Raw genomic sequence first — 16,607 nt, forward strand, 5'->3', positions numbered from 1 at the left:
TGAAAGCGAAAGGAAAGCCCGGAAAGGTCGCTCTCGTCGCGGTCATGCGAAGGATGATCATAATCCTCAATGCCAAAATGAGAGACTATCGAGCAACGGTGATTGACGCCTAACACCGTTGCTTTTTTGTGAAACGCTTACCAGCGGTACTTCAATTTTGCATTTGCAGCATAAGCAAGGTCGTCGGTTGAGAACACAGCGTTGACTGAGAGTAAGCACCCGATTGGCACCGCCTGCCGGATAGGGCCGCAATGGCCTAAGACACGTGTTTAACGACGTCGTTAGCGACGTGTCTTGGGTGAGGTATGTGATGCGTGTCGAGATTCTTGGGCAGGAACGTCGGCGGCGGTGGCGCGACGAACAGAAGCTCGAGATTGTCATGTCGGTTGGGATCGACGGGGCAACGGTTACTGAGGTTGCGCAGCGACACTTCGGGCGAACGGCGCGCAGTTGAGAAGCATCTGGTTAAGCTCATCGATGCCATAGCCTGGAACGAATTCCTCGACAGCTTTGTCGACGACGAAGAACTCATCGCTCGCGTCAAGGCAAAATCTCCGCGGTAGCAATCGGCCGGTTACCCTAGATCAGGTGGACGCGTGGATTGCCAGCCAATCGAGGGCCGTCCAGATCGCATATGAGTATTCGGGGTCGTTTCTTCGCACCGAGCCGATGATGGCCCAAGGGTTCGCTGCAATGGGCTTCACCGAAGAACAGATCGACGACTTCTTTACGGCTGCATCGGGGCTTTAGCAATTGGGGGCAGTTGGGCAGGGTACAGCGACGAGACGACTCGCCCATTATCGATTTTCATGTAGGAGATGCCGTCATTCGGCCAAAGCTGAATCGTGCACGTTGGTTGACCGGCGCATCCCCTGACCTGGGAGGACCATGACGGCCCGGTCATGAAGTAAGAGTTCCATGTGCCTGCTGCGAACTGAGAAATCCCGCCGAGCACGATGACGGTCAAAATCCCGGTCGCGATTGCCCTCTTTGACCTGTCCGTATTGACCGACCCTAAAGCGCACAGAAGTAAAACCGAGGTCACTCCGACAACAAAATATCTAGAGCCCGCGGCAGTCATTAGGGTTGGCTGCTGCAGGGCAACCAACGTCTGAATGACCGATACGTAGCAGCCGGTCAGCGCCAAAACGACTATCAATCGCCATCGGCTGCGGTCCCACGCGCTGAAAACAACGGCTGCCGCAAGCCCCCCGGCAGTAAGGATTATTCCGAGTCCAAGCGTCCCAATGTGCGGTAGCGCCACTTGGATGTACGTGCCGACCAGAGACACGGTTTCGGGGCCAACGATGGGTTCAATGAATACCTGCAGCAGAGGGGGAAATAGCAGGAGGCCGAGGCCTGGGTAGAAATGTCGACCAGGAGCGCCGGAGTTGAGGATAAACGAGAGTTGGAGTAGCGCGCAAGCACCGAGAACCCCGCAGAATAGGAGGAATACGCGCTGATTTGTGTCCCAAAAGCGGAGCAGAAATGCTGGTGCCAGGATCGTTGCTGGAACCCCGGATATGCCGCAAAGGATAAGCCACGCGGAGATCAATAACGCGTGCTTTCTCGCCAGATCTGCCGGCATTACAAGAATCAGGAGCGCCGATATGCCGGTAACCCATTGAACGTTCGTGGCACTCAAAGCGATCTCGTACATGCCCCACTGCAGGCAAAAGCCGACAACCAGCAGAAGTGCCGGTATTACCTTAACTCGGTATTCTCGGATGAAGACCCCGATCTGGTATGCAACGACGACCTGTACGGCCAACGCGATATAGGTAGTCACGGCGGGGGCATATCTCAGCGGGACCATTGCTGAGAGTGCGACGGATATGTTCGTGAGGAATAGAAAACTCCCAAGATAACGGTTCTGCAGCGATTCGATGAACGGCTGATAGAGGAACTTGGGGAGTAACATCGTCGCCTCTTCACCGAAGAAACGGGGATCAAGGAACATCGCTGGTGACTTGGCAAACAGGACTCCGATAACCGCAGCGACCGTCAGAGCCGGCGCAATCAGCCAGCCGGCAGTACGAACATCCTGGTTTTTCATGTCGTGTCCCCGATGTCAGCCGATAGCGTTCTTTGGTTTTTCGGCTGTTACAAGAAACTGCTTCCCGAATACCTTCCAAAAAAGAGGCATCGCCAAATACGCCCTGATGAACAGGTCGTGCGTCGGCTGCTTGTTTGCCATGGTGAAAGGCAAGAAACGTGGGACATTCGAGGTGATTTCATAGCCGTTCATTCTCAGACCTTCAGCTAGGGAGATATGCGAAAGCTCCAGATAATGGTCGTAGAAATCCCAGTACTCTTTGTAGGCATACTTGATGTTGGGACCAAGAATGATGAATCGTCCGCCTGGTTTTAGCACCCGAAGGACTTCCTTTAATACCGCATCGCAAGCCTTTTTGTCCGGCAAGTGCTCTAGAAAATTGGATGTAAATGCGCGGTCGAGCGTGTTCGACGGAATGTGTGAAAGGTTATCTGCCCGCGTTGCCTTGAAGTTCACGCCACCGTTCAGATGAGACTTGGCATCGGGGTTTAGATCTACGGCGAACTTTGTTTTCACATCGATGTTGTTGACGAACTCACCGTATCCGCAAGCTAAATCGAGAATGCTACCGGATGAGACCATGTGATGATCGAAGTAAGACTTACAAAGAGTTTTCCAGACCCGATCTCGCTTAGCAATCCCTGTCTCTTCGAATCGGGTTCGATAAATTTGCGAAACATTTTCCGCTGTTTCTAACGGCATATCGTGCCCCCACCATGAATCTACTCAGGGTAGCGGCCGACGGAACCCAAGTCAAACAACTCTAATCTTCCCAATCCAATCTGGAGCTTTCAATGGATCGTACAGCGTTCTTCGCTGCGCTGCGCCGTCGCACGTCTGGAGTTTTCGGCACGTCTCTCAGCCAGTCGCAGGTCGACGGCATCAACGGCATTCTGGATGCCTTCGCCACTCATGGAGATGGACGAGACAAGACGCTAGCCTATGCTCTCGCCACGGCCTACCACGAGACCGGCGCCCGCATGGTTCCGGTAAGAGAGGGTTTTGCCAAGGATGACGTCAGCGCTCGCCGGATCGTCGCCAAGCGCGAGTATGGCCAGCCTGCGGGCAAATACGGCCATGTGTTCTATGGGAGGGGTCAGGTCCAATTGACCTGGCTGAAGAACTGCGACGCGTCGTCGAAAGACGCTGGCTATGATCTCGTCGCCTATCCCGACAAGATGCTTGATCCGGTCATCGATGCCCGCGTGATGATCAAGGGGCTGTTGGACGGCCGATGGAATGGGGCGGGGAAAGGGATTGCACCTACCTGCCCATAAACGGCCCTGATGACCTCAAGAACGCGCGCCGCACGGTCAACGTCAAGGCAATCGGAAGGACGAGCGGTTCAAGAACATGGACATGCGGTTCACGTCGATCGACAAGAAGATTGAAGCCATCAACGCAACCTTATCTCGCATCATGTGGCTTGTGCTGGGCGGCATTATCATGGGGGCGGTCGGCTTCATGCTAAAGGGCGGGTTCAATCTGCCCTAGCGCTTCTTCGGCTTCTCCCGCTTCGGTGGAGGCTCAAACCTCTCATGATTCCCATCGACAGCGATTTCCGATGCGTTCGCCGCCATAATGAAGGCCTCCCGCGCCGCCGCGGCATTGGACTGTCGTTCCAGAGCCCGATGGCAAGACGCCACAGCAACGCGCCACGCGTCTCCGCGCCTGTCTTCCGGCCAACCCTCCACTAGCAGCTTGCTCATGTCGTGGACCGAGGTCACGACCCGGAACCCGCCAGCCTCGACGCCTATGGCTATCCCAAACCGGCGGATTGGCATTTCTAACGGGTCGGGCATCTCATCCTCCAAACACCCAAGATCCCAGCATCCAGAAGGCTATCCAGATCAAGGCTAAAGCGCCGACGACGAGGAGGAAGGCGAATATCACGCTGGGGATCTCGAAGCGGTTCACGGCTCTTCCTCGCTGGCGAAATTCCCGAACAGCATCTCCCCGCCTTCACTCCACAATGAGAGCACTTCAACCAGGGCTGTATCTCTTCAATATACGCCTGCCTCAGTCGTTCCGGCAGGGTGTTTCTGTCGAATGGCTGTTGTCTTCCGTAGGCATGGCGCTTCACCTGGATATCGACGTGGTGCGGGGCGTACTGGAGAGAGCGGGGGGGCCATCCCATGGATACGAATCGCATGCGTGCATCCTCAAAGGATCGACCGCCGCATGTCGATGGGTTGGCCCTGAAGCCTCAGGATACGGATGTATTGTAATCCGTCTGGTCTTGATGGCTGCATTGGGACGCCGATTAAAACAGGGAGGTTCATGAGAGGGTCAGAACCTCCCTGCCAATATTCTTGAAGAGAAGTCTCGTTGGCGGCGGGGATCCGCGAGTCGAACCTTCACTTCGTCGCATCCCAGGTTGCGGCGTTCCTAATATACACTTACTCGGAAAAGTGGTCTAACTATGCAAAGGTATTAATCGGCTGCAAACTACGGCGTCTGATCCAAGGTTGGATCGAGACGCCTCATTTCAACAAAGCTTAGCAAGACGCCTCGGCAAGCAGAGCTACCTGTTTTCCTTTAATAGCAAATCGCCCGGTTTCCATGCCGCGCGGAATCATCCAAGAGAGGTTGGAACGAAAGCGCGCCCTATCCGTTTTGGGGTCGGGCTTTGCCTAATCTCTCCCAGCAAAGCCTCAATGTTCCATTGCCCCGCAACCGCGACTGCCGGGTTCAAATACAAACTCCCACCCCGCTTCCTTCAGCGGGGTTTTTTCTGTTAGCGGCCTTGCGTGGAACTTGGCCTCGCTCGGCGGCCGCCGACAAAAATTGGGGGGTCGCACGCGGGACTTTTACGAAAGCGGGCGGCCTTGAATAGCAGCCCGTGTTCGCTCGAAACTGGGCGGCGAAATTGGCGACATTATGCTGCCAAAGTGCCTCTCGAGTTCCATAGTCAGATCTTCTTCTGATGTCATGCCACGGTGAAAAAGTCCGACGAGCAGTTTCGCTGCGACGTTATAGCTTTTGGGATTGGAAACGCTGTTGGCCGGGCCGTAGCCAGCCGCATCCAGTACGCTTTGCAGCATGAGGAGGTCTTTTGATTTCAGGACGACGTGCAGTTCGGAAGACATCTGGTCCTCCTTCTTTTGGGGCGAGGGCATTTTGCCCCGAAGCAGCAGCGCCCGTAAAATAGACTGCTGACCTACAGACCATGCTCCACGCTCTTTCCGCACGCAACTTAATTCATGCAATCAATGTTTTTATTCGTCCTTTATAACAAAACCAAAGATTGACGTTGCGTTTCATGCGAGGAGTGTCTATATGGCGGTTATCGGCATTGCTGATGAGCGCTGGAACATGTCTGTCGCTCGCAATCGCCGCAATCGCTTTCTGCTTTTGACCACGGATGTACTGGCATTGGTATGAGTAGCGATGTGAGGAAGGTCGGTGCGGTTTAGCCCCGGCCTTTTTTGTTTGCCGAGATAGGCGCCAGGTCTCAGAGCTCACGCCTGATTTTTCCGGTCGCGAGGAAAAACAGATACCCCGCAAGGGTTCTGGCGAACGCAGCCCATGGGCAGTTTACAGTTTGGAAAGTGAAACGACGCAGACCGGAATATCTTTCCCTCCCATCTTTTCAGCGAACAACGTTGAGCTTTGTTCCGAGCAACCAATGTCGCGCATGGAAAAGATCCGATAGCGATTTCCCTCATATGCATCGCCATTGGCGTGGCGACTGAGCGCTTTGCTGCAGTCACAAAGCTGATTGGGCGAGATTCGCCTAGGCGTGCCGGAACACTACCTTTGCATCAAGAGCCGCTGCAAGGAATGCGGATTGGGCTTCTCTCTGGGTTACTCCCCCTGCCATGGTACCAGCGCAGGCCTGCATCGCCGAGAAGAAAGCGCGGCCTTGTGTCACCGGCCAGTTCGCAAATAGCATTTCCAGGGCTTCATCTGCGGATGCAATGGTGTGCAGCACATGGTTGCGTTCAACAACTAAAACGACCCAATCTGACGACACAGGGTCTCCGATTCCGCTTCAAAGGGATATACACTGATCGATCGGCAGCCACTCTTTAAACCCCGCCCGTGACACGTTGTTCCCGCTATTCAGCGGGTAGACGAAGAAGGAGCAATTCCAGCAACTCTCGGGGCGTGAGCGTCGAATTCGACGACATGAGCTCGATGGCGACATTTGCGGCGCCCCGAGCCTGAATGCTTTCAGGATCGGTTCGGGTCGCCGTGCACCAATTCTGGACGCAAGTGGCCGCCGTTTCCAGATGGGCGTCGGTTAGATCAATGTCTGTGAGGAAGTTCATCTCACGGTTCCCGCTCTCTCAATCGGCTCTGCCTTGGAAAACAAAAAGGGGCCGACTAGAAGTCGATACGACAATTCATCGACGCATGAAAGGAACGAAAAGTTTACACCGCCCCGAGCGGTTCTTGACGTTAATGCGGTCACACATTGCCTCAGCTCATTTTTCAGTCTCGCGACAAATGTCTCACCATCAAGCGCGCGCCCTTGTGCCCCCGCTTGCACCGCATGAGGCCGGCGAGTTGACAAAGCGTCAATCCCTTCCCAACCTTCCACCGCTTGAACGCTCTAGTTCAGACCCGCCTTTCCAGTCACACGAACTCCATCCCGCTTCCTTCGGCGGTTTTTTCTGTTAGCCGCCCTTCCGGATCACACGTTGTGCTATCGGAACGCTTTAACCGGCACCCCGCCCGAAAGCAGCCATTCGGTAGTCGCCGCCTGGGCGTTCGATGTAACAAGGAGAGATGCCGTAAATAACGCGGACTCCAACATCATTCGGCCCACAATGTGGGATTGAATTAGCGCTCTCGTTGACTTCGCGTCAAGCGGGAGAGACGCGGCCATGGCACCGCTCGCGCGTCCATAATCATCAGCCCTGCTTCCTTAACTGGTGGCGGGACTTTTTTATTGCCTGGAAGTAGTCATCGCTGGAGCCGGTTCCTTCGCTCTAGAAGTAGCTCATGCGCGACCAAATGCTTGCCTGCCGGACTGAGACTGATTCCGTCTAGCACTTCCTCAGTGACGCCCGCTTCTTTAAGTCTACGGATCAGGTCGTTCGGGATATCAGCGGTTTCGTGGCGATAGAGATGCAAGAGACAGCTCCATTCTTCGTATGTAAAGTCTCTCCGAGCGATCATGCTAGTGTCCTCCCACCTAACAGTCCAAGCGATAGCACAATTATATCTTTGAAGGTGTGGAGAGCGAGAAATGACCGAAACCAAGACCCCGCAACTGATCTTCGCCCTGAGTGTCGCACGCGACATGGCGGAGCAGGAGGGCTCGCCCGCCGACATGTTGGTCTTCCTTTTTGACCAGGCATTGAAGGAAGCTAGGGACAAGGCGCTGCGGCGCGGCATTGTCGTAGATATCAACGGGGATTCGGAGCTTCCAGTGAGGAGCGGCCCGCGTGCCGAGGGCTGGCGGACCGCCGTGCTCAAAAGCACAAGGCCTGTCAACAACAACATCTTTGTTCGTGGCGAGTATCGTTACAATCACTACGGTGATAAAGGACATCTTTGATGTGAACGTCGAACTTGATCCACACGAGGTCAAGATTGGACTTGGCGTGAAGTTCTGAGCGTTCTCTCAGATTTTCGAAAGGTGCCCTTGCGGGGCGACCTACTGGTTGAGTTGTGAATTGAAGGAACAGAGGATACCGGAACGGCTGGCTTATGACCTTTCTTGTGAATGTATCGGGCGCAATTTGGCGGCCAATCGCGATTAGATTGGCCGCAGTCGGCATCGCCCTTTGCTTTGTAGGATGGGCAGTTCTGATGCTCCTTTGCCTCTTCCTAGTTTCGTTGACCGACTCGCCAACCGAGGAGGTCCAACAATCGTCAGATGGCTACGAAAAGACCCCGCCTGGGCACAAGCGGGGGTCAGGACTTGATATGAAAGAAAACGGCAGAGAAAAGACAAGCCGCCGTTTCACCTGATCAACGATGGCTCGCATTGTTTGTTTCAGCTCAACCAAATAGGAGCCCCGCCGGCGTGGGGGCCAAGCGGGGCTCTTAGGCAGTGCAGTTACAGAAGGAAACGGCAAGGAGGGGCAAAGCCGTTCCAGTGCGATTGGACCCAGCTTGGGTCCAGCAAAGCGACTTGTCAGTATCGACGGCGTCAAAAACATCATATAGAGGCGTTCGTGTTAGTCGCGTCCACAAGCAACTAATCAACGCCTTCACTATTCTGGGCCGATAATAAAAAGGCGAGAACTCATCATTGATTATTTTTGATGCCTTTCTTCTTTGGAAGCAGATTAGTCATTCGATACGCCGATCGATTATTGGGAAAAAGAATCTGAAGGCGCAGAATTACAACCCGCGTTACGATACTTTCCCGAAGAAGATGCCAAAGATAATCTGGTTCTATTGGCATGAGCCAATTGAGCAAGCACCAGAAGCTGTCCGTGACCTTGCCCCGTTGAAATAATCCATTTTGAAGTAAGCTCTGGCCCATTGAGAGGACCAGAGAATGAAGCGCACACGTTTCACGGACGAACAGATTATCGGCATTCTGAAGGAGCACGAGGCCGGCACGCCGGTCTCGGAACTTTGCCGCAAGCACGGCGTCAGCGATGCCAGCATCTATAAATGGAAGGCCAAGTTCGGCGGCATGGACGTATCCGAAGCCAAGCGGCTGAAGACGCTTGAAGACGAGAACACCAAGCTGAAGCGGCTCTTGGCGGACGCGATGCTCGACAATGCTGCTTTGAAAGACCTTTTGGGAAAGAAGTGGTGACGCCCGCAGCAAGGCGGAAAGCTGTCGCGCATCTGATGGGTCACCACGAGATGAGCGAACGGCGGGCGTGTAAAGCCATGGGCTTTTGCCGAATGACGATCCGCTACGAAACCAGACGCAGCGATGACCATGACCTTCGCGAGCGGATGAAGGCGCTGGCGCATGAGCGTCGTCGCTTCGGATATCGACGGCTTCATGTGCTGCTCAGGCGTGAGGGTCATTTTGTGAATCACAAGCGGCTCTTCCGGCTCTATCGGGAGGAGAAGCTGACAGTGCGCAAACGTGGTGGGCGGAAGCGAGCAATCGGCACACGCGCGCCGATGCTGATCCCGATGGCAGCCAATGATCGTTGGTCGCTGGACTTCGTCTCGGATCAATTGACCGATGGCCGCAGGTTCCGGATTTTGACGGTCGTCGACGATTGCACCAGAGAATGCCTGGCACTCGTCGCCGATACCTCACTTTCCGGTCTGCGGGTTGCTCGTGAGCTGGAGCGGATCATCGAGGGGCGTGGCAAGCCGAAGATGATTGTCAGCGACAACGTCCTATGTGGGGAAGCAGCAGCGAGAAGCAGTCGACAGGTCTCTCTGCATCAGCGATAGCAGATGCTTCACCTAATGTGGTCCAGATGGTTTCCACCGTCAACGGGATCGTTCCCTGCCATAGCAAACACAGGATCCATCGACATGTCGTAGGCCGTGGTCCTCACCGTCCTTAAAACGGGATACGTGCCCAGGTGGAAGGCCCGAACATTATCTACAGGGTCGCAAAGTGCGCCCTCACGGCACTTGCAGAGAGGGGTCCTTCCACCTGGTTCCCGACCGCTCCATGAACGGCCGGTATTCTGTCTTTGTCTTGACGACAGCGTGAGCGACGCGCGCCATCTTGGCGGTGAGCGCTATCATCGCTTTGCGGCGGCGATCGGCATCATCGGCGTTTCCGGCCATGTATCGTCCTAGCTTGTCGCGGAAACTGTTGTCGCGCTGGCGGGACGCGACCTGCGCGGCCATCCAGAAGGTCCTGCGAAGCCGGGCGTTTCCGTACTTCGACAGTTTGGTGCGCCCCCGGAACGTGCCGGACTGGGAGGTAGCGAGATCGAGACCACAAAACTTCAGGAACTGCCGATGATGGCCGAAACGGCGCAGGTCACCTGCCTCTGCCAAGATTGTCAGGGCATTGATCGGCCCAATACCAGGGATCTTACACAGGAGCTGATAATCTCGGTGGTCTGACAGCATCGCCTGAGCGATCTGCTCGATGCGATTGCGCTCTCGGATCAGGCTTCGCGCTTGGCCAATGACCATGCGGAACATGCTGATCGCGACAGCCTCTTCGGCTATTGGTAGGGCCATCGATGAGCAGGCCGTCTCGTAGATGTCGTTGATTAATCTCGCTTTCGAGACTTTGCGTCCGACAAGCGGCCAAGCCTCGGCAACAAATCCCTCACGTCCCAGTGAGGTCATGCTGCTGGGCGTGGGAAAGCGCTCGATCAGCGCCAGGAACCAATCCGACCGGCTGTTGCCGGCAAAGCGGGCGATCTCCGGAAAATAGAGCGGCAGATAGTGGTTCAGTATGCGGTGCCAGGTCTGCGTCTTGGCTTTCGAGATCACCTCGTGTGTCTTCGACAGTTCCTGCAGATCGTTGATCCCGGCTGCAAGCGGATCGACATAGACTTGGGTGGCCCCGATCCGCAGCATGTGAAGAATAACTTGCGCATCCTTCGGGTCGTTCTTATCCCAGCCGTTGTGAAGCGCCTCCCGTGTTCGTGCCAATGCCACAGAGGAGATCAATCGCAATTGGAACCCGGCCATCAGCAGCCGGTGTGCCAGGGTCCGGTGATAATTGCCGGTGGCTTCAAAGCCAACAACGATTGGCCGTCCGATCACTGCAAGTTCATCGACAAGACGGTCATAGTCATTCTTTGTCGCCATCACGGTCATACGGCGGCGGCGTCCGCCTTCAGGCCGCTCCATCAGCACCTCCTGACGGTGCTTGGACATGTCGATCGCTACCAGTACGGCATCAGTGGGGTTATAAAGGTGTTTGGTCATGGTCTGTCACGCTCCAGAGTGTTGTCTCGACAACTTCACTTTAGAGACCCGCGGCCGGCCATGGCCACAAGGACGGCGCGCTGCGCTAGTTAGGGCTTCGCGCGCCGTCGGCCACGGCAGAGCAAGCTTCCCAATGTGCTATGGCAGCGAGTTCACCAGCAACGCGATCCTGCAATGGACGGACCGGGCCAAGGTGGACTGGCACTACATCGCGCCGGGCAAGCCGATCCAGAACGCCTTCATCGAAAGCTTCAATGGGCGGCTGCGAGACGAGCTCCTGAACGAAACTCTCTTCTCGTCACTGACCCATGCTCGATCAGCGCTTTCAAACTGGCGCAGCGATTACAACGATCATCGACCACACTCAGGGCTCGGATGGCTGACCCCAGCCGAGTTCGCTCAGACAATCAACCCGCGACGTGATGCGGTGCTGCGCAGCCGGAATGGCTCCGCACCGCAACCCGCCGCTACCGCCTCAAATACAGAAACCCAAAACCGCTGGAGCGAACTCAAAACTGGATAAAACTTGGGGGCAAGGTCATCCGATTGGGCATAGAGAGCTGGTGTAGAAATAATCCGAACTGGACCGTCAACGTTCTCTCAGAAAATACCGTCAAAGAACATATTACCCTCGAGGAGCCGCCGCGGGATCGCAAGATACAATGGCGTGCCGATGTGATCCGCATCGCACTCCTCGCCAAGTACGGCGGCGTCTGGATAGATGCGACCACATTTTGCACCCGTAAGCTCGATGATTGGTTGCCTCAACTGATGGAATCCGGTTTCTTCGCATTTCCCGACAGTTACCCCGGCAGGATGATGTCGAATAGTTTCATAGCAGCGGTGCCCGGGAATTATCTCGTAACCAAATGGTCGAAATTGATGAATCGATATTGGCAGAAGAATGGAAAGCTTCTGCATTATTTCTGGTGCATGCATCTTTTTGAGTTCATCGTCACGACCGACAGGAAAGCAGCGAAGATATGGAATGACACTCCGAAGCTTCATTCGAAAGCGCACATGCTGCTCAAGCGGTATGTGACACAGAACGATTTTTTCACGCCCATTCCAGTCGATGTCGAGGTCGCGAGCACACCATTTCAAAAAATGAGCACCAGCTCCGCATTGAAAGACGGAACTTGGCTCGCAGGTCCACGCCAGGGCAAAAACATCGATATTGGCGAGCTTACGTCAGTGCGAAAGGATTAGCGTCCCGTCGCCGCATTCGTCAGCTATTCCTCGCCACACCAGTCGTTGTAGTGTCCGGGGCGCCATTCTCGCCCAAAACCTTCCATTGGCAAGGTCTGCTCGCCATCGGTATATAGGCACATACTCGCTTGTCATCGCGGATCAAAGCAAGGCGGCTTTTGTGGAGATTCGATGCCCTTGATAATCGATAGGCGATATCAAGCCGAGTTCGCGAAGCTGGTTCGGCCCTTGGAACCTGGTGGTGTGCTCAAAGACGAAATCGATTTTTCCATACTTTCGAAGCGCCTCAGCTATGGCGCGATAGTGCATCGAACCGTTGAAGTGCTGGCCGTCCGCGACTGCCGCTTCAATCTTCGTTCCGTAGTCTCCAAAGAATTTGAAATGCAGCAAGGCGCCCCAAATCGGAGAGAAGTTGCGCGTGTACGGTAGCGGCTGATGGATGCTGACTCCCAAGCTGCAAGCCTCATCCCAATAAATGAGCGGGTACTTCATGAGTTCGTTTGTCTCGCCGAAAATTCTCCGGCGTGGCCCGCCCTTGATCGATATCCCGCGCTTTGTAAGCTCGGCGGTATAGCCGGCAGCATCAAAGAGATGTGGAGCCTTCCATGGATCGCCGCCAACGGCTGCCCCATCATCGGAATGATAGATGTCAATCATCGGTGCCGGCAAGCGCTTGATGCCCGACTTGTTCAGAACCTCGACAACATCAAACAGCGAGTGGCCGCCGCATCCGTCATAAAACAGGAATTCGTCGGCATCGACGTTCAGATACCATCTGTCCAGGCCGTACTCATTGAATAAGGCCTCGCGCCATAGCTTGCCACGCTTTGCGTCAACATACCTGACTGGAGATGTCCAAACATCGACGTCGTTTTCGGCAAGCAAAAGTTCCCTTGTGCCGTCCGTTGACGCGTCGTCGAGAAAAATGAATCGCGTTACCCCAAGGCGTCGGTAATGCTTGAGAAATTCAGGCAGGGTAGCGACTTCGTTTCGCGACAAGCATACGGCCGCAATCTCTGATGGTCTCGTAGGCCATGCGCGAAGCGGTTCCACCTTGATGGTGTTCCGCTGCCGCGCTCGCCGCATCGAGACTTTAGCACTCTCGAGCCAAGTCCCGGCCCGTGCCCCCAACGAGCGGCTAATTTCTTGCGCCGGTTATTTAAAGGGATATTCCATTTTCATTGAATCCTGTCCCGCCTTGCAAGGCTTTTCACCTCCATATCGCGGAACATACTCGCTTGTCATCAAGCCGAGGTTAGGGCCAAATTGATCTGTTTTGAAAAAGGCAACTTGCGGCACGCTTCATATCAGGGTCTTCGCGAGGTGCAGGACAATGCGGCAGTCTACGAGTTAGACAGCCCGCCGTCTTAACCGCTCACCGGCCTGATCTTTTCCCGCGATACGTTTCAGGCGGCGGCGAAGCCTCGTGGGCTTCTGCGAGTGTTTCCAGCCAAACAGCCAAACCTGTAGGAATTTCCTCGCTTCCAGCTTCGAGGGATTCGATCCAGGAGAGCTCGCACTGCAGCGCTGATGCGATATTGATCGGGGTCCATCGGATGTGGAGCAGACATTCGCTAAAACGTTCAGGGCTCATGGTTTGCAGCTCCCGTGTGGTATCTCGGAGCTAGCCTGTTCATATAGGTTGGTGGAGTCAATCGGAGCATTTGTTAGCTGCCGCCCTTTTGCGTTACTGCTGCAATCACCAGAGCGTCGGGCCGCACCTATGGCGCCATGTGGTCTCTTGGAGCGTCGTCTCTAGCTTGGCACAATTCCTCAACGTAATTGGCTAGCACCGGATCATTTGAGAGGTGCAATTGAAACTCTTCGTCGTCCATTTGTCCCGAACGATATGCATCAATCAATGCCTGCTGCTCTTCGCTTGGAACACCTGTGTCGGGCCAGATGGCATCGAGCTCGGCCAGTTGGCATTTCAATCTGCCAGGGGTGCTGTCGGTGCTATGGGTCGGCATGCGGCTCTCCTTTGGGGAGAAAACGGATCAAAGGCCTTCGTGTTCCCAGCGCTTCGATGCTCATCGTGACAGGTGCCTCACCCAATAGCGGCGGCCATGGCGTCAATCGCTGTCGGCTTCGTAGGCGGCGAGGAGGGCGTCAGCACGAAGGCGTATCGCGATGTGGTCGGAGCCCCCACGATCTGGCTCAGTCAGACGAGAGGTGTGAAGATATGTGACACTGCCACAATGGACGAATGCAAGACTATGCTCGGTGACGCGCTCGTCGAGTTGGAAGGGATATGCGCGCCTGTCTCAATGCTCCCGTTTGCCACGCTACGTGTACGACGGCGACTACGACGGGCGGGATATCGTTACGCCCAACTCTGCTGGACACGGAAATACGACGGATACCGTCATGGCCACTGGGGGTGCGACAAAGGAAAGTTGGCGATTAGGGTTGGGCACTGCCCGATGGCGTCGAGCTCTTCGATGGCAACGAATTGCATGCGAGTGTCCGGGCCGACCGGGCCGGACAGGTGCACCGGTCCCTAATGTCTCGAAGGTAGATCACAGCGTGGTCCACCTCAGAGGTTTTAGAGCGCCGCCGGTGTGCCGCCAGGATCGAGGCGCCTCATTTCGAGCATCGCTTCGCAGGACGCACCGGCCAACAGAGATAACTGTTCCGGATCACGTACTCCCTGGCGGTAAATCTCAATGACAATGGCCGCGAGATGAACTCTGTCGTTCTGATCGTTGATCAAATGTTTTTGCGCGACGTCCTTCAGGATTTCATCACAGATGGACAAATCGTTCGATGTAAGCGCTTCGTCGCGTTGTCGCATTGTGTGGTTCCATGCCGTTAAACATCGCGGTACTCAAACATGAAAAGGGCTTTCCGGGTCGGCGGGACCAGGAAAGCCCTCGATCTTTCGTCGCTCGTCGAGGTCTCGGGCGCGTGCGATTCGGATCAACCACAGATTGCCTTTTGTTCTTCACAGAAGAAATAGGACTGAAGCCTGATCCTCATTTGGACCTTAGTCTGACGAAGTGGCAAGCAAGACTGAATGCGCCTATCCTGGTGAGGCTGTCCGTCGAACGCGAATCGTGTGCCTTCGCGAACAACCGTTGTGTGGAACGGATTCGTTCTCAGCGACGCGGCCAGGCGGAAAGGCAAAGCTGAAAAAGCTATTGAGCCGAAGGTGCCTTTAGTGTGTTCCGCATCGTACTCGATACGGCGTCGCAGCGCCTGATCCTGCGCTTCCTTCAATATCTGGTAGACGAGGAACGTGAGAAGAGCGGCGGGTCGAGCCTCCGGTTGCATCCATATGTGCGGCCTTTGTGTGCGGTCGCTGCTGGCCAAGATGGCTTCCTAACCGGATGCCGAGGACGGTCGGTGCCGGGCGCGATATCTTGGGTAGCACGCCGAGGCGCCGGTCGCGTTGGTGTTTGCCGCCTGAACCTGTGGATCCGCTTGAACCTGCGTCCCTCGCGTCCTGCTGCGGCTTTCGGTCCTGCCAGGCTCGCACTGGCCGCAACGGCGTTGCCGTCCTCCACTGGCGTTTCGGCCCTTCGGGTGCCGGCCAGTGCTTGAAGCCCGGCTTTTGGACCGCCGTAGCAGGTCGCGATGGTCGCGACCCCAAAGCGGAGGTTCCAACATGACAAGGCAGCAAACCAGCCAACGATCCGACATCCACGGCCGCATCACCGACAAGATCATTGCCGCTCTCGAACAGGGTGTCCGTCCCTGGATCCAACCCTGGCATAGCGCTTATCCGTCCGATCCGGTCTCGCGACCGCTGCGCTTCAATGGCGCACCCTATTCCGGGATCAACGTCATTCTCCTCTGGTCGGAGGCAATCGCCCGCGGCTTCTCGTCCTCGACCTGGATGACCTTTCGCCAGGCGCTCGAACTTGGCGGCGCGGTTCGCAAGGGCGAAAGCGGAACGACCGTCGTCTTTGCCAGCTCGATCATCCGTACTCAAACCGCTGATGGCGGCGATGACGTCGAACGCTCCATCCCCTTCATGAAAGCCTACACCGTCTTCAATGCCGATCAGATCGATGGCCTCGGTGCCCGGGTTGACAAGCCAGCAAGCCTGTCGGATCCATTTGAGCGCATTGGTGAAGCCGGTCGCTTCTTTGCCAACACCGGCGCCATGATCCGTCATGGCGGCTCGTCGGCCTACTATGCCGCAGCCCACGACTATATTCAGATGCCGCACTGCGACGCCTTTAGGGACGACGCTTCATATTTTGCCATCATCTGCCACGAATTGACGCATTGGACATCGGCAAAGGGACGGCTCGATCGCGATCTCAGCCGCTATGGGACGGATCGCAGTGAGCGCGCCCGGGAAGAACTGATTGCCGAACTCGGCAGCGCATTCTTATGCGCCGATCTCGGGATCGTTCCGGAACTTGAACCGCGTCCCGATCATGCAAGCTATATCGATAGCTGGCTGACATTATGATGAGGTGAGCATAACGTCAGTTATCCGCAGCAGCCCATAATGTGAAGGAACGCGGCTACAACGCTTGAAATCCGCGGGATCCAGCTTTCGTAGACGGGATTTGCTCAGCATTATTTTCGGTCGAACCTTTGCTGTCATTTT

The 16,607-nt window shown here is 55.6% G+C and carries 16 protein-coding genes and 4 pseudogenes; 8 read left to right on the top strand and 12 right to left on the bottom strand.

Annotated features, from left to right (window positions below; translation table 11 throughout):
* A pseudogene (locus tag IB248_RS29990) lies at window positions 1–113 on the top strand (IS110 family transposase); the annotation flags it as partial.
* A gap of 614 nt (window positions 114–727) precedes the next feature.
* On the opposite strand, the gene IB248_RS30000 reads toward IB248_RS29990, so the two are convergent.
* Both IB248_RS30000 and IB248_RS30005 read right to left on the bottom strand, forming a co-directional pair.
* Window positions 728–2,056, bottom strand: a complete 1,329-nt coding sequence (locus IB248_RS30000) for a hypothetical protein (RefSeq protein ID WP_192242164.1) — start codon at window positions 2,054–2,056, stop codon at window positions 728–730.
* Window positions 2,057–2,071: 15 nt separating this feature from the next.
* Entirely contained in the window at window positions 2,072–2,758 is a 687-nt protein-coding gene (locus tag IB248_RS30005; RefSeq protein WP_192242165.1) for a class I SAM-dependent methyltransferase, read from the bottom strand.
* Between the two features lie 92 nt (window positions 2,759–2,850).
* On the opposite strand from IB248_RS30005, the gene IB248_RS30010 reads away from it, so the two are divergent.
* Both IB248_RS30010 and IB248_RS32255 read left to right on the top strand, forming a co-directional pair.
* A complete protein-coding gene (locus tag IB248_RS30010; protein WP_192242166.1) occupies window positions 2,851–3,333 on the top strand; it encodes a glycoside hydrolase family 19 protein in 483 nt (160 codons plus the stop codon).
* An 82-nt stretch (window positions 3,334–3,415) separates the two neighbouring features.
* Window positions 3,416–3,550 carry a hypothetical protein gene (locus tag IB248_RS32255; RefSeq protein WP_281419730.1) on the top strand — a complete coding sequence of 45 codons (135 nt, stop codon included), beginning with the start codon at window positions 3,416–3,418 and terminating at the stop codon, window positions 3,548–3,550.
* Here IB248_RS32255 and IB248_RS30015 read toward each other — a convergent pair.
* The 4 genes from IB248_RS30015 to IB248_RS30030 form a co-directional block, all read right to left on the bottom strand.
* On the bottom strand, window positions 3,547–3,858 hold the full coding sequence (locus IB248_RS30015) for a DUF982 domain-containing protein (RefSeq protein ID WP_192242167.1): 312 nt from the start codon (window positions 3,856–3,858) through the stop codon (window positions 3,547–3,549). The genes IB248_RS32255 and IB248_RS30015 overlap by 4 nt on opposite strands.
* A 1,008-nt stretch (window positions 3,859–4,866) precedes the next feature.
* A complete protein-coding gene (locus IB248_RS30020) occupies window positions 4,867–5,145 on the bottom strand; it encodes a hypothetical protein (RefSeq protein ID WP_192242168.1) in 279 nt (92 codons plus the stop codon).
* A 647-nt stretch (window positions 5,146–5,792) separates the two neighbouring features.
* Window positions 5,793–6,032, bottom strand: a complete 240-nt coding sequence (locus IB248_RS30025; protein WP_018859961.1) for a DUF982 domain-containing protein — start codon at window positions 6,030–6,032, stop codon at window positions 5,793–5,795.
* A gap of 85 nt (window positions 6,033–6,117) precedes the next feature.
* Window positions 6,118–6,330 carry a hypothetical protein gene (locus tag IB248_RS30030; RefSeq protein ID WP_018859960.1) on the bottom strand — a complete coding sequence of 71 codons (213 nt, stop codon included), beginning with the start codon at window positions 6,328–6,330 and terminating at the stop codon, window positions 6,118–6,120.
* Window positions 6,331–7,253: 923 nt separating this feature from the next.
* Here IB248_RS30030 and IB248_RS30035 point away from each other — a divergent pair.
* The gene (locus IB248_RS30035) at window positions 7,254–7,565 is read left to right on the top strand and encodes a hypothetical protein (RefSeq protein WP_192242175.1); all 312 of its coding nucleotides are present in this window, start codon (window positions 7,254–7,256) and stop codon (window positions 7,563–7,565) included.
* Between the two features lie 951 nt (window positions 7,566–8,516).
* A pseudogene (locus tag IB248_RS30040) lies at window positions 8,517–9,325 on the top strand (IS3 family transposase); the annotation flags it as partial.
* A gap of 245 nt (window positions 9,326–9,570) precedes the next feature.
* Here IB248_RS30040 and IB248_RS30045 read toward each other — a convergent pair.
* A pseudogene (locus IB248_RS30045) lies at window positions 9,571–10,834 on the bottom strand (IS110 family transposase); the annotation flags it as partial.
* A 142-nt stretch (window positions 10,835–10,976) separates the two neighbouring features.
* Here IB248_RS30045 and IB248_RS30050 point away from each other — a divergent pair.
* Both IB248_RS30050 and IB248_RS30055 read left to right on the top strand, forming a co-directional pair.
* Window positions 10,977–11,357, top strand: a pseudogene (locus IB248_RS30050) (transposase); the annotation flags it as partial.
* Window positions 11,358–11,380: 23 nt separating this feature from the next.
* The gene (locus tag IB248_RS30055) at window positions 11,381–12,043 is read left to right on the top strand and encodes a capsular polysaccharide synthesis protein (protein ID WP_246779329.1); all 663 of its coding nucleotides are present in this window, start codon (window positions 11,381–11,383) and stop codon (window positions 12,041–12,043) included.
* 141 nt (window positions 12,044–12,184) lie between these two features.
* Here IB248_RS30055 and IB248_RS30060 read toward each other — a convergent pair whose 3' ends face one another.
* The 5 genes from IB248_RS30060 to IB248_RS30080 form a co-directional block, all read right to left on the bottom strand.
* Complete coding sequence (locus IB248_RS30060) at window positions 12,185–13,129, bottom strand: glycosyltransferase family 2 protein (RefSeq protein ID WP_192242170.1); 945 nt, start codon at window positions 13,127–13,129, stop codon at window positions 12,185–12,187.
* A gap of 289 nt (window positions 13,130–13,418) precedes the next feature.
* Window positions 13,419–13,637, bottom strand: coding sequence for a hypothetical protein (locus IB248_RS30065; protein ID WP_192242171.1), 219 nt, complete (start codon window positions 13,635–13,637; stop codon window positions 13,419–13,421).
* 127 nt (window positions 13,638–13,764) lie between these two features.
* Window positions 13,765–14,013 (bottom strand): hypothetical protein, encoded by a 249-nt coding sequence (locus tag IB248_RS30070; protein ID WP_192242172.1) that lies wholly within the window; start codon window positions 14,011–14,013, stop codon window positions 13,765–13,767.
* Window positions 14,014–14,588: 575 nt separating this feature from the next.
* Window positions 14,589–14,837 carry a hypothetical protein gene (locus IB248_RS30075; protein WP_018860438.1) on the bottom strand — a complete coding sequence of 83 codons (249 nt, stop codon included), beginning with the start codon at window positions 14,835–14,837 and terminating at the stop codon, window positions 14,589–14,591.
* A gap of 125 nt (window positions 14,838–14,962) precedes the next feature.
* Window positions 14,963–15,355 carry a hypothetical protein gene (locus IB248_RS30080; RefSeq protein ID WP_192242173.1) on the bottom strand — a complete coding sequence of 131 codons (393 nt, stop codon included), beginning with the start codon at window positions 15,353–15,355 and terminating at the stop codon, window positions 14,963–14,965.
* Window positions 15,356–15,650: 295 nt separating this feature from the next.
* On the opposite strand from IB248_RS30080, the gene IB248_RS30085 reads away from it, so the two are divergent.
* Window positions 15,651–16,466, top strand: coding sequence for a zincin-like metallopeptidase domain-containing protein (locus IB248_RS30085; protein WP_192242174.1), 816 nt, complete (start codon window positions 15,651–15,653; stop codon window positions 16,464–16,466).
* Window positions 16,467–16,607 lie beyond the last annotated feature (141 nt).

The sequence above is a fragment of the Rhizobium sp. RHZ01 genome, from assembly GCF_014851595.1.
In the GTDB taxonomy this organism is placed as follows: domain Bacteria; phylum Pseudomonadota; class Alphaproteobacteria; order Rhizobiales; family Rhizobiaceae; genus Rhizobium; species Rhizobium altiplani.

What these genes read in the sequence shown, in the direction of transcription:
- IB248_RS30000 (WP_192242164.1), bottom strand. Translation starts at nt 2,056, where the DNA reads ATGAAAAACCAGGATGTTCGTACTGCCGGCTGGCTGATTGCGCCGGCT.
- IB248_RS30005 (WP_192242165.1), bottom strand. Translation starts at nt 2,758, where the DNA reads ATGCCGTTAGAAACAGCGGAAAATGTTTCGCAAATTTATCGAACCCGA.
- IB248_RS30010 (WP_192242166.1), top strand. Translation starts at nt 2,851, where the DNA reads ATGGATCGTACAGCGTTCTTCGCTGCGCTGCGCCGTCGCACGTCTGGA.
- IB248_RS32255 (WP_281419730.1), top strand. Translation starts at nt 3,416, where the DNA reads ATGCGGTTCACGTCGATCGACAAGAAGATTGAAGCCATCAACGCAACC.
- IB248_RS30015 (WP_192242167.1), bottom strand. Translation starts at nt 3,858, where the DNA reads ATGCCCGACCCGTTAGAAATGCCAATCCGCCGGTTTGGGATAGCCATA.
- IB248_RS30020 (WP_192242168.1), bottom strand. Translation starts at nt 5,145, where the DNA reads ATGTCTTCCGAACTGCACGTCGTCCTGAAATCAAAAGACCTCCTCATG.
- IB248_RS30030 (WP_018859960.1), bottom strand. Translation starts at nt 6,330, where the DNA reads ATGAACTTCCTCACAGACATTGATCTAACCGACGCCCATCTGGAAACG.
- IB248_RS30035 (WP_192242175.1), top strand. Translation starts at nt 7,254, where the DNA reads ATGACCGAAACCAAGACCCCGCAACTGATCTTCGCCCTGAGTGTCGCA.
- IB248_RS30060 (WP_192242170.1), bottom strand. Translation starts at nt 13,129, where the DNA reads ATGCGGCGAGCGCGGCAGCGGAACACCATCAAGGTGGAACCGCTTCGC.
- IB248_RS30065 (WP_192242171.1), bottom strand. Translation starts at nt 13,637, where the DNA reads ATGAGCCCTGAACGTTTTAGCGAATGTCTGCTCCACATCCGATGGACC.
- IB248_RS30070 (WP_192242172.1), bottom strand. Translation starts at nt 14,013, where the DNA reads ATGCCGACCCATAGCACCGACAGCACCCCTGGCAGATTGAAATGCCAA.
- IB248_RS30075 (WP_018860438.1), bottom strand. Translation starts at nt 14,837, where the DNA reads ATGCGACAACGCGACGAAGCGCTTACATCGAACGATTTGTCCATCTGT.
- IB248_RS30085 (WP_192242174.1), top strand. Translation starts at nt 15,651, where the DNA reads ATGACAAGGCAGCAAACCAGCCAACGATCCGACATCCACGGCCGCATC.